Here is a 15,781-nt window from a genome sequence, read left to right on the forward strand (position 1 = left end):
CTTAGTTGTCCTCCTTGTTAAGCTTGAACTGTAAAATGCCCAAACCACCTAGGACTATGAACATTAGCATGCCAAGCGCAGTCGCTGTTCCATAATCGAGTCGCGTAAAAGCATATTTTACGATCAGCAGCGCATAGGTAAGCGTAGTATTATTCGGCCCACCATCAAGCAGCGCCATTTGTGACTGATACCCTTGTGAAGTCCCGATAATCTGTAATATAAACATCAAAATGATCAAATTACGTAGCGAAGGCAATGTGATGTACTTTATACGTGCCCACACACCCGCCCCATCAATCTCAGCTGCTTCATACCAATCCCGCGGAATGCTGAGTACAGCAGCCAAGTATATTAACATCCCTGATCCAAACTGCTGCCACGTCTCCATAAAAACAAGGGAAATCATCGACCACCTTGTATCTGTCAGGAAGGCAACCTGGTCCACACCAAGCGAGCTTAACACTGCATTGATTGGGCCCACAGGATCATAAAGCCATCTCCAGAGTCCATATAGCACCACACCAGGCATTACAAAAGGTAGGTAAGCCGCTACCCGCACAAAGCCCCCGAACCTTCTCAGCTCCGAGATCATAATAGCAAAAGCAATCGGAACCCAGAACCCGATAATAAGACATAGAAGCATGTAATACCCTGTATTTTTTAACGCGGTCAAAACATCCGGATCACTAAGGGCTCTAGCATAGTTCTCAAAGCCAACAAAGCTATTCCCTTTTACAAAATCAACATGGTAGAAGCTGTACAACAAGCCTTTAAAAATTGGCACCCACAAGAACATTACAAAAATAATCACAGCAGGTACGAGGAACATATATCCCCAAAAGTTTTTCTTCCAGCGGTTTTGCTTGTAAGGTGTACCCTTCAGCGCCGGCGGATTTTCGGATACAACTGCGGTTTGATTCATCAGGCTCCCTCATTCCATTTTTCTTTCAGCATTTTTCGCAAAATGCTTCCTACCTTAAATTGTAGAAAATGAGGGTTGTACTGAACATGTCTAAATCTACCGAAGTAGTATGTGTTTTTACTTCTTCAATTCACTGGGGCTAATCCCATAATATTTTTTGAAAATTTTACTAAAATGCTCCGGTGATTCATAACCTACACGCTCGGCGATTTCGTATCTGCGAAGATCTGTGTTCAAAATCATCTCCCGGCTTTCTTCCATCCGCAGCTTAATTACATATTCCCACAGGTTGTAACCTGTATTTTTCTTAAACAGATAGCTCAAATAATTGGGGCTGACATGGTTTTTCTTAGCCACTTCATGGATGGTTAATCCTTTTTGCGCATAGTTCTCGTCAATATACTCTCTCGCTTTCTCTACAATCAGATTGCTGCGTGTATGAAGCTCTTCTACTGAAGGATCGGTTGTGTAGCTGTTCCAATTAAAATCCCCGTAGTAAAACACATAATGGTCATTGTGTTCTTTATTCCAGAGAATGGCTTTGGAGGCTTGACGGTTCAATACAGCCATAAAAGAAAGACCCTTGAGAATCTGGCTGATGCCGATAACTGCATTTAAGTGCAGATATTTTTGAATATTAAAATGAAGACTACGGCCAAGGATATCTAGCCTATTAATTTGGCTGGCAGACGAATCTTCATAGCTTTTTTCATCCCACTGAATAATGATCGTAATCTCTTCATCCTCTGCGTAAAAGGCTGTCGAGTTCCACTCCTGATCCATCAGCTCTTTGGCGATATTCAGCGCGGCATAACAAAGAAGCCGTCTGTCCCGCAGGGTGTAGTGCTTCTCCTGATTCGTTCCAGCCAGAGGTACCTTAATTTTTAAGACGGAAAAATACGGCCCTTGCAGCTTCAGGTTATCCAGCTTTTGCAAGCATTCTGCATCACACAGTACACCTTCAGGCTCAATGAGCAGCTCATTCAATAACTTGCTGTATTCCGGAAGCGGCTCTTCCAGCCGAAAGCTTTCGTTAATTCCTGACATGAAAATATCCAATTCTGGTGATGGTTTCCCCATCTTAAGCAGCACATTTCGCACCGAATCCAGAAATTGCTCACTATTCAAAGGTTTGATCAAATAATCCTTCGCTCCAAGCCTAACGGCCATTTGCGCATATTGAAACGTCTCGTGTGCAGAAATCACGATGGTCTGTACCCAGGGTTTGGCCAATTTTGCATGCTGCATTAGATCAATCCCGCTCATTGCACCCATCTGAATATCAGTAACGAGCAGGTCTATTTCCTCCATCCGAATGCAGTCCAGCGCTTCAAAACCACTGTTTGCTGTATAAATATGGTCTATGTTTAACCCCGAAGAAGCTAATAAATTGCTCAGCCCTTTACAAATCAAGGGTTCGTCATCCACAACTAATATATTGAACATATCTGTATGCTCCCCTTCCTTAGTCCTGATTCTCTGATTTCGGAAGCTTAACCGTCACCAATGTACCGCCCTCTTTACGAGGGGTATAGCTGATGCCATAATCAGAGCCGAAGTGTAAATGAATACGCTGGTTAATGTTGCGAATCCCGTAACCGCTGGCCGGATTTGGACTGTCGTCATTCAGCACAGCTTCGATGGCCTGATAATCAACAGTCTTATAGCCATTATCTTCAATAGTGATCTCGACGGTATCGTCCACACAAACTGCGCTAATGATGATTTCCCCATCCTCGCCCATATTTTTGACACCATGAATAATAGCATTCTCAATTAACGGCTGCAGGGTAATTTTAGGAATTAGATTTCTTTTCGTATCTGGATGAATCTCCATTACTACACGAAATATATAATCATACCGGTGCTGCTGCAGCTTGATGTAGGCCGTTGCATGCTCCAGCTCTTCTTCAAGGCTAATCAGCTCCCTTCCCCGACTGAGGCTAATCTTCATAAGCTTGGATAATTCCTTGATCATCTCGGCGGATTCAACGTTACCTTCCAGCGAGCTTTTCCAGTAAATACTCTCCAAAGTGTTGTAGAGCAAATGCGGATTGATCTGCTGATAGAGCAGTTGAAGCTGTGATTCCTTCTGTTTTAGCTCCATCTGGTATTTATAAGTAATTAGTCCATTTAGCCTGCGGGCCATGTCATAGGTAGATCCAATCAGCACACTGACCTCATCGTTACTCCCTCTTTTTGGCGTCTCAGGGACACGATTGCCTGGCTCAAACTTCCGGACGAAAAAAGCTAACTTTTGCAAAGGCGTCATTAATGAACGCCAGAAATAAGTAATCATGATTAATCCAAAAACAGCATAGGCCACAGTTATGTATTGAATCACACTTTTCATTTCGTTTTGTTGCTGCAGCAGCGCTTTTACGGCGATTTTGTAGACTAGCTTCTGTCCTAAGGCATGGTTATTATTGACCACATAAATAAAATCCGAGGTAATAACATCCACGGTTCCCTCCAAATCCTCAGCAACGACCGTCTCCGGCAGCGTAATGATCTCACCAGTATTATTCGTAGTAGAAGCGAGTACACGATTATCCAGATCTGTTAAGTAAATATCACCATCAGGCAACGATATGGATTTAAGGGATTCTCCGATTTTTGCGTCCATTTTGGTAATGACTAAAACCCCAATGGTCTCAGCTTTTCTGGAGATGTTATTGACAGCTCTCATATAGGTAAGAGTCTTCAAGTTTTCTGCTTGTGCACTTAGCTTCCCTGTAAATTTTAGAGATCCGCGGCCCTTTTTCTGGACAACCTCCTCGAACCAATAGGGCTCTTCCGCTTTAGAAAAGAAATATACCCCCGCCTTCTTAACCTGTGGGAAATTGGGTGCAAAAAAATAATAATCCTCGGGATCGTATATATAAAGGGAATAATAGATGCCGTCCCCACGCTCCGCTCCCTGCGAGTAACTGACCAACAGCTTCTCTATCGTCTCATAACGTTTAACCCGCTCCAGAATGGTATCCGAACCCGTCATATTAATCTGTTGAATCAGAGGATTTTGAATTACAGTGGTAGTAATTTTATTTACGGTATCGATATCTCGGTTAATAATGGTGAAGTTTTGCTTGTTCAGCTCTACATAAGCATTCGTCACATGGCGCTTCAGAATTTGCTCAGCCTTCATATTCCCGTAAATGTTCAAAAACAGAATCGGCGAGATCATAATCAGAAACAGCAGGATAAGCTGTTGTTTGACGTTTAGCTTCAAAATCGGCCTAATCAGCCTAGACAACATCGAGATACACCTCCGGGTTCAATAACTATATCAAAGTGATAAACGCTTACATATGTTTATTTTAAAGTTTTTTATGTTCATTTGTATGTAGTTTTTTCTGTTGGGCGAATTTGTGAGAGAGGGAGTCATGGGGTCATTACGAGGAAACTTTGGACTTCCGGCCGCTGTTGTCTCCAGATTTTTTGATTTATACCGCTACTGGCGGATAAAATCCGGAGACAAAGGCGGACGCTTCCGCTCCTCCAGTTCCAAATTTCCTCTCCATGATCTTCCTCCCTTTCTAAAAACCGCAAACAGAAAAAGGGAGGGCGGCGTAAAGATCACTGCGTGGGGCTAGGAGGAATGATCTCTATATGGAAGAAGTGCGATGTATGTTCTTGAACACTTGAATACTCAAGTACTTCAATACTTGGATGTGCTTTGTTGTTGGGCGTCTGGATTACTTGATGTGCGATGGTGGTGCTTATTGTGCGTTGGATTGCTTGATGTGCGACTTACTACTTATTCGGCGTTTTGCATTCCCACACACACTCTTTTCTCGATGAGCGATCGGACTCAGATGCAGCTATTGGGCTGATTTTTGGCTTTTACGGGGAGGTTCGGACTCCAGAGGCGTTATTCGTTCCAAACATGCGCGATACGCGGGCTTTTCGAGCCAATAGCGGCTATGGAGTCCGATAGGATCACAAATGAGCCGAATTATTACTTATAGAGACTATGAGGTCCGATACACTGTCCGAGCTTTTGACTAACGTTCTGAATGACTTAATATACGGCTAATAGCGACTATGGGGTCCGATCACCGTCTGAGCTTAAGACTAACTATCTGAATGACTTAATTTGCAGCTCAGCTACTTATTCGGCGTTTTGCATTCCAACACACACTATTTTCATGATAAGCTATCGGACTCAGATGCAGCTATTGGGATGATTTTTGGCTTTTACAGGGAGGTTCGGACTCCAGAGGCGTTATTCGTTCCAAACATGCGCGAAACGAGGACTTTTCGAGCCAATAGCGACTATGGGGTCCGATAGGATCGCAAATGAGCCGGATTATTACTTATAGCGACTATACGGTCCGATCACCGTCTGAGCTTAAGACTAACTATCTGAATGACTTAATTTGCAGCTAATAGCGACTATGAGGTCCGATAGACAGTCAGAGCTAGCTAAATACAGAGACTTTGCACAAAAAAAAGACCGCCCCCAAAATCATCCGCTACTTTGGAGTCGGTCCCATGTTCATTTAGAGCTTTAGTCTGTCAGCAGCTCATACAATCCTTTTACGACCAGATCAGCTTCCTTCAGCACCTCAGGTTTGCCGATACCTACAACCTTCATCCCAGCAGCTTTACCTGCTTGAACGCCTGCCTCAGCATCTTCAAACACAACACATTCATCCGGCTGCAAGCCTATCTCCTGAGCCGCGATCAGGAACACCTCTGGGTCTGGTTTGGCTAGTGACACTTTGTTGCCGTCAACAACTGCATCAAATAAGTCTGTAATGTTCAGCTTATTCAAAATAAACTCAGCGTTCTTACTGGCTGAACCTAACGCAATCCCAATCCCACGTGATCTCATTCCTGTCAGGTATTCTTTCACTCCAGGCAGCAGCTCCGATTCCTCGAGTCGAGAAATGTATTCTACGTACAGGCGGTTTTTCTTCTCCGCCATTGCCAGCTTCTCTACTTCCTTAAATTCCAGGCCACCCACTTCCAACAGGATATCAAGCGATCTCATCCGGCTCACACCTTTAAGCCGCTCGTTATCCTCCTCCGTGAATTTAAAGCCAAGCTCATCTGCAAGACTCGCCCACGCCAAATAATGATATTTGGCTGTATCTACGATCACGCCATCCAGATCAAAGATGGCGCCTTTCATATTTTCCAACATTGATTTGCTTCCTCTCCGTTGTGTATTAATATTTATAATCCCGTTTCGTCAAAGGCCAGTCGAAGGGTCTCACCTGCAGAGCAGGACTTACCTTCTCCGCCTTGCACCGAGAATACCAAGTCTCCACTGTAATCAGCAGCTGTGATCACAGTGACTTCATCCTTACTAATCCGCAGTTGGATGGTATCGCCGCGCAGGGTAACCGGAAGCTGAACGGACTGCCAATGTTTCGGCAGAGATGGATTGATGTGCACAACCCCTCCATCGTAGTCCAACCCAGCGAAGCCAAGAACCGCCGCCATCCAAGCACCACCATTCGCAGCCGGATGAGTCCCTCCGATGTAGAGATCCCCTACATATTGCTTAGATTCGCCGGTGAGATCGACGGTAGCCGTACGCATAAAATACGGATAGCCCCAATCCGGTGAACCAATATCAGCAGCTACCAAAGCGTAGATACAAGGGCTTAAGCTTGATCCGTGTTCCGTACGCGGTTCGTAAAATTCCCAGTTCGCTTGTTTCACTTCCTTGCTAAAGGAGTGCTTGAACAAATTCAGCATCAACACAACGTCTGCTTGTTTAAGTATGGTTGTGGTGGTAGCTAAGCCATTGCCGCCGCCAAAATACTCATTTTTATTAAGCACACGTGATTTCAGTTCTGTTAGTTCTACATCCTCCAAGGTGAGGTACCGGTCGAATTGTTCAATAACAAGACTGGCAGGATCAGGCTGTGGAACATAAAAGCTATCCAGCATCGTTTTGAACTCCTCTAGGAATGGCCCTGAGCTAAACTGAGCGGACAATTGACTGTAATCCTCAGGATACTTCTCTTGCAGCAAAGCTGCCGTACGCAAGGCAATCTCAAGCGTCTCTTTAACCAGTGCATTCGTAAAAGCATTATTGTTCACACGTTCATGATATTCATCCGGACCTGTAACATCCAGAATCTCAAACCGCTGTTTAACCGAATTATAGTAAGCGTAAGAGTAGAAAAAGCGAGCGCATTCCCAGATCACCTCTGCTCCTCCACTAGTAAGCAGACTTTCATCGCCTGTGAATTGAACATATTTCCAGATCCCATGCACAACGTCACCACTGATATGAACCTGCTTATCGCGGAAATAGGTGCGCATCGGCCGGCCTGTAAATACATCATTCACATTAAACAAAGTACAGGCATCGTCTCCCGTATCCTGACTTTCCCAAGCATAAAATGCGCCCAAAAATCCATATTCCGCTGCCTTACGGCGTGCACCATCCAATGTATGAATCCGGTACATCATCAAGTTCCGCGCTACCTTAGGATCACTGTGCAGGAAAAACGGCAACATAAACATTTCCGTATCCCAAAATACAGCTCCCTTATATACCTGACCCGATAATCCCCGGGCTGGAATAGACACCTTCTCCGAAACTGTAGGCGCAATGATTAACAGCTGATAGATACTATATCTCAAGGCAAATTGGGCAGCTTCATCACCTTCGATGATTACATCACTGTGTGACCATCTCTCATCCCATATCAGACGGTGAGACTTAAATAACGCCTCATAACCCAGCGCCTCAGCAGCATGGACAGATTTAACAGCTTCCGTCTCCGGCTGATCAGCATCAAGTCCAGTATAGACTGCTACACACTTAAACCATTCATACGTCTCACCCGCACGGGCATGAAAAGAAATCCGGCGAACAGCAGCCCCATCTTCCAGTAGCTCCTCACCAAAACTGAATACCGCCCTCTCCGCCACAACAACCGGAATCTTCAATTCTCCGCTGACAGATGAAGAGATCAGCACCTCGTCCTTCAATTGCACCGTTTGTCCGTAGAGATGAGGTCCATTGATATCCCACACATCTAAGTCAATTCCCGTCTCAATGACTACTCGGCAGTCTTGTGTGCTGCGAATAGAGTATTTACTAACGAGCAAGTGAAGATTATCCTGGCTTACGAATCGATCTGCGGTAAACGTCAACGTCCCTCCGTCAGATACAGCATATTCAGTGCTCCGATGATGAATGGCATTTCGGATATTTAGCTCCTGAGTATGAGCGGCCGGTTCACGGTCAAGCACACTTAAGAGCTGATCATTACAGAAAATCTTGGTCAACAATCCATTAGGGGCATTAACGGGTTCTCTCCATTTGTCTCCTGCTCTGTCATATAGACCTGCGAGGGTGACAGCTACTAGCTCGGTTTTGCTGAATTCCTCCAGTGTGCCGCGATATCCCATGTAGCCGTTGCCTAACATATATTTGTTACCGTTTGTCGTCACCAGCTGTTTATCAAAACAACTATCCTTTGCGGTCCAATTCATCCTGCCAGCATCCCTTCGCCTAGCGGAAGCGTCTTCCCGGAAGCATCCACTTTAATCGACTGTCCGTACACTATAATTTCGGTACTTCCACCATTAACCGCAGTGATTGTTACTGAATTTTTGTCCACCACAATTCTCAGAAGCACTCCTTCATACAACACTTGGAAGCTATATTCATCCCAGCGTTCTGGCAGGGTTGGCTGAAAGGACAGACGCGCTCCATCCGAACGCATTCCGCCAAAGCCGTAAACAATATTCATCCAAGCAGCAGCAATTGAGGTAGTATGCAGCCCTTCACGGGTATTGCGGTTATAGTTGTCTAAATCCAGTCGAGTAGCAAATTCAAAAAACGAATATGCTTCCTCGGGTTTGCCGATTTCACTTGCCAAAATGGAGTGGATCGAAGGTGACAGCGAAGACTCATGAATACATCTAGGCTCGTAGTATTCGTAGTTCGCCAGCTTCGCTTCTTTAGAGAATTGTCCGCTGTACAAGAACATAAACATAAGTACATCCGGCTGCTTAATCATGTCATAGCGATACAAACGATCATATGACCAGTTCGAATATAATGGGAATTCTGTTACCGGAATCGAATGAATATCAATATGTGGCATATCGAAGAACCCATCATGCTCTTCATAAACTCCTGTCACTTCGTCAACCGGAATCCGCATATGCTGCGCCTTATTTTCCCAATCGGTGAGTTCCTCGTCATGAAGTTCTGTTTTCTCTACCACAGCTGCAAAAGCAGCAGGAGCCTGTTCTTTCATCTCCCGAAGAGTCTCTAGGGTGTATTCAAAAGATTGTTGAGCCATCAGATTAATGTAACAGTTGTTATTGACCATCAATTGGAACTCATCAGGACCCATTACGCCAAAATAACCATATTCCCCGCTGCGTTGCCCCCATTGACCACGTGTAGCATAGAATCTGCTGATCTGAATCAGCATCTCAGCCCCTTTACTATGCAGGAAGCTTTTATCACCGGTATTTTTGACATAATGCCAAATCCCATAAGAAACAGCAGTCCCTACATGAAGCTGAAGATTAGAGTGCTGCCAGAGATCACAGCTTTCTGTTCCATCTATAGTAGCAATAGGATAACAAGCTCCCTCACAATCCACCTCTTTAGCGCGCTGCATAGCCTGTGGCAATGTTTTATATCTGAATTCCAATAAGCTCCGGGCAGCCTTTGGATTATTGAACATATAGAACGGTAAGCAATAGGATTCTGTATCCCAAAAAGCCAACCCACGATATACTTCCCCCGTCAGCCCTTTGGCACCAATATTAAAACCGGGATGATCGCCATGATAGGTCTGATAAAGCTGGAAGATACAGAAACGAATACCCTGTTGATTCTCAGGATCGCCCTCAATTCGGATATCACTTGTCTCCCAGATGCCCTTCCAATAAGCTGTCTGATCAGCGATTATTTGAGTATCCGTCAATTGGCTTGCGGTTTCAGCAAGAGACTGACCTTTGCTCCACAGCTCTTCATCTGTATGGGCAGAATCACTATCCGAATAGTTCATAACCAGTTTGGTAAAATAGGAGACTTCTCCTTTCGTAAGGTTGAGGGTGAAATTTTGTCCAATAAACTTATCACTCTCAGTAGCAGTGAGCTGTAACGGCTGCGAGGATTGTAAGGTAAAGCTTGAGAACAGCTTATTCCCAGTATTCACTGTACTCGCCATAATAGCAGAGGACGCTCCACTTACTCCGCTGCGGAGACTGTTCCACATACATTCGCCGCGTTCTTCATGAATAATGCCGAAATCAAGACCTGCACAAATGTCCACGCTCCCCGAGAAATTAAGGGGTTCAAATTCCACCCGCTGCAACCCCAAATGAGACATAGTCATGCTGACCAGACGTGTAAAGACTACTTTTAGTGACTTGCCATCGTTTAGATGCCAGATTAGCTCTCTCCGATACGTACCCTTACGAAGATCCAACCTACGCACATAATCCGTTACGTTACTTTTTGCTAAATCAAGCTGTTCACCATCTACAGATAGACGTGTATACAGCCAGTCCACTGCATTCACCATATATCTCAGCGAGCGAATAATCCCTTTGTAGTGATTGCCAATATCCAATTGTTCATTTAATCCATTAAAATAACTTCCTTGCAGGGTGTCACCTGAATACCCTTCCTCTGCATATCCCCGTACACCCATATATTCATTACCCAATGAAAAAATAGATTCCGAAGTCCGATTTCGCTCTGGATCAAAGCCCTCTTCAATAATTGCCCACGGATCAACCTTAAGATATTTGTCTGCTACTTTAGCCATTTATGATTTCTCCTTCTCCTGATTTTTGCTCCAATTTCAGGATATCGCTGCATAGCAGTAGAGCCAATGTCCGACCGTAATGAAGATGTGTGCATTTATACGGAGTTGAGATAAAACTAATTTCTTGAACATGAATTTCAACTGTGTTATATGTTACAATCTAACGGGGACGCAAAAAAACAGCGATTAACCCAGTATTTGAGAATAATGGATAGCCGCTGTTCATATATCATAAACGTGAGATCACTTACTCTTTTTTAGTTAAAAAGAATATTACATCGAACACTTTAGAAGTGAAATTTATCACAATGTTGAAAATTCGACACTTTTAAACGATTTTTTATAACCAATTCGAGGGATTTTCAAGGTATAATTAATTTAAAATTTACTGAAAAACTGAGGGAATAAAGGGGATGTCGATTATGCTAAAAGAACATTACAATGTTATCGAAGCCCACGGAAATACAAACTGTTTCTCCGAACAGAATTTCAACAGACTTCTAGTTACAATGAAAGAGCGCATAGTTCCAGAGGGTTCACATCTATTCTGGGAAGGCGACTACTCGGATAAATTGTTTTATATCAAACGTGGACGTGTGAAATTAACTAAATCTACTGATGAAGGTAAAGAACTCATTCTTTATATGTATCAAGCTGGTGATATGGTAGGTCAAGCAGATCCATTCTTCAGCACTAAGCATAGCTTTACAGCCGAAGTGATTGAAGAAAGTGAAGTTGGCGTCATCGAACAAAAGGATCTAGAAATTCTCATCTGCCAACATTGTGACTTTGCTATCGACTTTATGAAATGGATGGGTATTCATCACCGTCTCACCCAAACTAAATTCCGTGATCTAATGATGTACGGCAAACCAGGTGCACTCTGCTCCACGCTCATTCGTCTTGGCAACACCTACGGTGAGAAGAGCAGCGACGGTGAGAATATCCTTATCAACAAAAAAATTACGCATACAGATTTGTCCAACATGATCGGTGCCACTCGTGAAAGTGTTAACAGGATGCTGAGCGACCTGCGTAAAAAAGATGCTGTTGAGTATGAGAACGGTATGATTGTCATCAAGGACCTTGGCATGCTGCAAGAAATTTGCCACTGCGAATTGTGTCCGAACGAAATCTGCCGGATCTAATTCCGTTATAATATACCCTCTATTCACCTCAATGAAACATACATGACCCAATTATTCTGCATAATATAAAATAGAGTGGTCCAAGGCGCCTAATGCAGGTGTCTTTTTTTTATATTCAACAAAAAAAGAGCTAAACCCAAGATCGGTTCAGCTCTAATATAGTTAATTAAAAATGGATCTTAACGGTTGTTGCGAGCACCACGCACTGGTGAGATCACCCAATAGGCCATACCGACGAATACGCCTCCACCAATGATATTCCCCAAAGTTACAGGGATCATATTATGCAGCCATCCAGCTATCGTAATGGTTTCCGGATGATTTGGAAGCAACACAGCAACACTAAGCAGAGTCATATTAGCCACACTATGCTCATATCCGCTTGCGATAAAGGCAAACAGACACCACCAGATTAAGATTAGCTTAGCAGATTCACTTTTAGCGCGTGAGGACATCCATAGCGCTAAACAGACCAGCCAGTTACATAGGATTCCACGAAAAAACAGCTCAGAGAACGGGAGACTCATTTTTTTAGCAGCAGCTGTAAAAATCAAATGCTCCGGCGGCGCAGCACTGAACAACCCAGTCCCACGAATTAAAAGTGCTAAAATCACTGCACCTACCACATTCCCGATGAATACAAGAATCCAGTTCTTAACGGTATCCCAGATACTGGTTCTGCCTGCCAGTGTACTTACAGTAAAAAACATATTATTCCCGGTAAACAGCTCTGAGCCTGCAAATACTACAAGCGTCAGGGCGATGCCGAAGGATGTGCCCATAATAAGCGGTTGGAAGGGAGATTTGGCAGCCGCTAGCGGTGCTCCTAGGGAGAAAATAAGGATAATCCCAATGCCTACATAAGCACCTGCCAATAGGGCTGCTAGAAAATATCTTGGCAAGCTTTCATTCATTTTGTCCCGCTTACTGACTGCCGTCTCTACGATGCTCTCCACACTTTGCGTAAACATAATACTCCACCCCACCGTTTTCTATTAAATCTATTACTACACTCTTCGGTGTCTACATGCTCACTGTAACTTTCTCTCCGTCCAGTGTGACTGGATAAGTCACCACACTACCTTGGTCTGGTGCCTGCACCTCACCCGTGCGCAGATCGATTTTCCAATCGTACAGTGGATCGTACAGATAGTGACCTGACACGATCCCTTCAGCAAGCGGGCCCCCCTTAGGATGAGGACTGCGATTCTCTACTGCATAGATGGCTCCGTCAGAGGCACGGAACACAGCCAGTTCAACATTTCCAGCAATCACTACGCGGCCAATTTGCAGCAGGAAATCCTGTACTGATCCTATTGCATACGTTTGTGTGGTCTTATTCATTGGTCTCTCCCCTTCTGTGTGCGTTATATCCGCTAGACTCTTGTTTCTTCAAAAAGCGCAGTACGAGTGCTGCTGTCATTGAGCATTTTTTTCCAAGGATCCGTAACCTGAGTCAGAGCAAAGTCAATCCGTGCGGCCAGCTCTTTGCGGTTATCTTCATTATTCAAAATGACCATTTGAATCTGCTCAAGTCCCATACGCTCAACCCACTCGGAGGTTCTCTCCAAATAATTGCCGGTCTCACGGTAATATTGCATCACAGCGGAGCACACTTCGATCAACTCTTCATCGGTCTTTATTTTGCAAAAGGAGTCAGCGATCCGTGGCTTGATCCCACCGTTACCACCGATAAACACTTCCCAACCGCCATCATTACCGACGATGCCAATATCCTTCGTACAGGATTCCGCACAGTTACGCGGGCAGCCGTTGACAGCTATTTTAAACTTGGCAGGAAAATCAAGACGTTCATACTTACGTTCTATGAGCGCGCCCATTCCCAGCGAATCCTGTGTGCCGAAACGGCAGAACTGTGAACCCACACAAGTCTTAACGGTACGTAGCGACTTAGCATAACCATAACCTGATGGCATATCGAGCTCTTCCCATACTTTCGGCAGATCCTCTTTTTTCACCCCGATTAGATCCAGGCGTTGCCCACCAGTCACCTTAACAACTTTCACATCATATTTAAGGGAGACATCAGCGATTTTCTTCAAATCCTCCGGTGTCGTTACCCCGCCGTACATGCGTGGAATAACGGTATAGGTTCCGTCTTTCTGAATATTGGCTCCCATACGTTCATTAACAAAGCGTGATTCCTTCTCGTCTTGATGTGTATCCGGATTTATCATCCCCAGATAATAGTTAATCGCCGGACGGCATTTAGAGCAGCCTTCCTCTTGTTTCCAACCCAGTACATGCATAACCTCTTTAGTAGTACTAAGACCTTTAGCTGTAATCTCAGCAACAATCTCATCCCGGCTAAGCGTTGTGCAACTACAAATTCCTTGCTTGGCAGACTGCTCAAAACTATCACCCAGGACAAATTGTAAAATTTGTTCTACAACCGGTTTACAACCTCCGCAAGAGCGCGTCGCTCCTGTACATGCTTTTATTTCGTCCACAGTAGTAAAACCATTTTCTATGACCGCATCCACAATCGCTTTTTTCGTAACCCCGTTACAGCCACAAACGATTTCTTCGTCCGCCATCGCTTCTACGGATGTACTCTTTTTGGCTCCACTTCCGCAGCAGCCCGTACTCATAACCTCTGTATAAATTTCATCGGTCATTACAGCGCCTTGTTTTACTAACTTTTGCAGGTTAGCCGACTCTGTCACATCGCCGAACAGGACTGCACCAACAATGACATTGTCTTTGAGCAGAATTTTCTTATAGGTTCGCTTCCATTCATCTTTGCTTGAGATTACAGTATGTCCAGGGGAATCCATAAACTCACCTGCAGAAAATACATCCACACCGGAAATTTTTAATTTGGTGGAGACAACAGAACCTTCATATGGGTTTGTATCGCTTCCACAGAGATGTTTAGCTAGAACCATCCCCTGCTCGAATAGCGGAGCTACTAATCCGTAACAAACTCCGCGATGTTCGGCACATTCGCCAATGGAATATACATTTTGCATAGAGGTCTGCAGATAATCGTCCACTACAATCCCACGATTAACAGCAATTCCGCTTTCTTTTGCCACAGTTATATTCGGTTTGATGCCTACAGCCATAACTACAAAATCAGCCGCAAGTGAAGTGCCATCACTAAATTGTAATCCACTTACTCTCTGTTCCCCGGTCAATTCTACTGTTTGTTTGCCCATGGCAAATTTCACGCCTTGACGCTCTAGCTCAGCTTGCAACATAGAGGAGGCATTACGATCCAGCTGGCGCTCCATTAGATCTTCCATCAGATGCACTACAGTAACGTCCATGCCAAGGTTCACAAGACCCTTTGCCGCTTCCAAGCCAAGTAAACCCCCGCCGATTACCGCCGCTTTGTTGTATTGTTTAGCCGCAGCCAGCATTGCATCACAATCTGCAATATCCCGGAAACCCACAACGCCTTCCTTATCACAACCAGGTACAGGTAAAATAAATGAATTCGAACCCGTTGCAATAATCACTTTATCGTAAGAAACAGCCATACCGTTATCCGCAATTACTTGCTTAGAATGCTCGTCAATTCGTGTAACTGTTGTTGCTGTATGCAAGGTAATGTTGTTATCTTCATACCAATTCCAGTCGTTTAGGATGATATCGTTGATGGTTTTGCTCCCTTCGAGAACATAGGACAACATGATCCGATTATAATTGGGATGAGGTTCGCTTCCAAAGACCGTAATGTCATAAGCTCCACCTAGCTTCAATATTTGCTCTAGCGTACCTATGCCTGCCATACCGTTGCCGACTAATACTAATTTTTCTCTCTTCGCTGCCATGGTTAGGTGCCTCCTCATTCTTATCCGTTTGTTGAACTTTGCTTCAACTTCTCTTCTACATAATGGAATTATACATTTCAAAATTTAAGAGAGATTGTGATTACAGTCACATTAAATGTGAATGTTTTCACATAAAAGTAA

At 44.2% G+C, this 15,781-nt stretch carries 10 protein-coding genes; 1 reads left to right on the forward strand and 9 read right to left on the reverse strand.

Annotation, left to right across the window (positions count from 1 at the left end; translation table 11 throughout):
- Window position 1: 1 nt before the first annotated feature.
- The 6 genes from MHI51_RS22210 to MHI51_RS22235 form a co-directional block, all read right to left on the reverse strand.
- Complete coding sequence (locus MHI51_RS22210) at window positions 2-829, reverse strand: carbohydrate ABC transporter permease (protein ID WP_370510708.1); 828 nt, start codon at window positions 827-829, stop codon at window positions 2-4.
- 210 nt (window positions 830-1,039) lie between these two features.
- Entirely contained in the window at window positions 1,040-2,368 is a 1,329-nt protein-coding gene (locus MHI51_RS22215) for a response regulator (protein WP_076278165.1), read from the reverse strand.
- Between the two features lie 19 nt (window positions 2,369-2,387).
- Window positions 2,388-4,181, reverse strand: coding sequence for a sensor histidine kinase (locus tag MHI51_RS22220; protein ID WP_076193077.1), 1,794 nt, complete (start codon window positions 4,179-4,181; stop codon window positions 2,388-2,390).
- A 1,254-nt stretch (window positions 4,182-5,435) separates the two neighbouring features.
- On the reverse strand, window positions 5,436-6,074 hold the full coding sequence (gene pgmB / locus MHI51_RS22225; RefSeq protein ID WP_405173263.1) for a beta-phosphoglucomutase: 639 nt from the start codon (window positions 6,072-6,074) through the stop codon (window positions 5,436-5,438).
- A gap of 32 nt (window positions 6,075-6,106) precedes the next feature.
- Entirely contained in the window at window positions 6,107-8,389 is a 2,283-nt protein-coding gene (locus tag MHI51_RS22230; RefSeq protein WP_076278118.1) for a glycosyl hydrolase family 65 protein, read from the reverse strand.
- The gene (locus MHI51_RS22235) at window positions 8,386-10,692 is read right to left on the reverse strand and encodes a glycoside hydrolase family 65 protein (protein WP_405173264.1); all 2,307 of its coding nucleotides are present in this window, start codon (window positions 10,690-10,692) and stop codon (window positions 8,386-8,388) included. Before MHI51_RS22235 ends, MHI51_RS22230 begins: the two co-directional genes overlap by 4 nt.
- 422 nt (window positions 10,693-11,114) lie before the next feature.
- On the opposite strand from MHI51_RS22235, the gene MHI51_RS22240 reads away from it, so the two are divergent.
- Entirely contained in the window at window positions 11,115-11,840 is a 726-nt protein-coding gene (locus MHI51_RS22240; RefSeq protein WP_036682945.1) for a Crp/Fnr family transcriptional regulator, read from the forward strand.
- A gap of 179 nt (window positions 11,841-12,019) precedes the next feature.
- Here the strand turns inward: MHI51_RS22240 and MHI51_RS22245 are convergent, their stop codons facing one another.
- Genes MHI51_RS22245 through nirB form a run of 3 tightly spaced genes read right to left on the reverse strand, consistent with a single transcriptional unit; the run spans window position 12,020 to window position 15,640 of the window.
- Window positions 12,020-12,811, reverse strand: coding sequence for a formate/nitrite transporter family protein (locus MHI51_RS22245; protein WP_076130683.1), 792 nt, complete (start codon window positions 12,809-12,811; stop codon window positions 12,020-12,022).
- A gap of 52 nt (window positions 12,812-12,863) precedes the next feature.
- On the reverse strand, window positions 12,864-13,184 hold the full coding sequence (gene nirD, locus MHI51_RS22250; protein WP_076218891.1) for a nitrite reductase small subunit NirD: 321 nt from the start codon (window positions 13,182-13,184) through the stop codon (window positions 12,864-12,866).
- A gap of 32 nt (window positions 13,185-13,216) precedes the next feature.
- A complete protein-coding gene (gene nirB, locus MHI51_RS22255) occupies window positions 13,217-15,640 on the reverse strand; it encodes a nitrite reductase large subunit NirB (protein ID WP_076218892.1) in 2,424 nt (807 codons plus the stop codon).
- Between the last annotated feature and the right edge of the window lie 141 nt (window positions 15,641-15,781).

It is taken from the genome of Paenibacillus sp. FSL H8-0260 (assembly GCF_045040625.1).
In the GTDB taxonomy this organism is placed as follows: Bacteria; Bacillota; Bacilli; order Paenibacillales; family Paenibacillaceae; genus Paenibacillus_AQ; species Paenibacillus_AQ odorifer.

What these genes read in the sequence shown, in the direction of transcription:
- pgmB (WP_405173263.1), bottom strand. Translation starts at nt 6,074, where the DNA reads ATGTTGGAAAATATGAAAGGCGCCATCTTTGATCTGGATGGCGTGATC.
- MHI51_RS22245 (WP_076130683.1), bottom strand. Translation starts at nt 12,811, where the DNA reads ATGTTTACGCAAAGTGTGGAGAGCATCGTAGAGACGGCAGTCAGTAAG.
- MHI51_RS22240 (WP_036682945.1), top strand. Translation starts at nt 11,115, where the DNA reads ATGCTAAAAGAACATTACAATGTTATCGAAGCCCACGGAAATACAAAC.
- MHI51_RS22230 (WP_076278118.1), bottom strand. Translation starts at nt 8,389, where the DNA reads ATGAATTGGACCGCAAAGGATAGTTGTTTTGATAAACAGCTGGTGACG.
- nirB (WP_076218892.1), bottom strand. Translation starts at nt 15,640, where the DNA reads ATGGCAGCGAAGAGAGAAAAATTAGTATTAGTCGGCAACGGTATGGCA.
- MHI51_RS22220 (WP_076193077.1), bottom strand. Translation starts at nt 4,181, where the DNA reads ATGTTGTCTAGGCTGATTAGGCCGATTTTGAAGCTAAACGTCAAACAA.
- MHI51_RS22210 (WP_370510708.1), bottom strand. Translation starts at nt 829, where the DNA reads ATGTTCCTCGTACCTGCTGTGATTATTTTTGTAATGTTCTTGTGGGTG.
- MHI51_RS22215 (WP_076278165.1), bottom strand. Translation starts at nt 2,368, where the DNA reads ATGTTCAATATATTAGTTGTGGATGACGAACCCTTGATTTGTAAAGGG.
- nirD (WP_076218891.1), bottom strand. Translation starts at nt 13,184, where the DNA reads ATGAATAAGACCACACAAACGTATGCAATAGGATCAGTACAGGATTTC.
- MHI51_RS22235 (WP_405173264.1), bottom strand. Translation starts at nt 10,692, where the DNA reads ATGGCTAAAGTAGCAGACAAATATCTTAAGGTTGATCCGTGGGCAATT.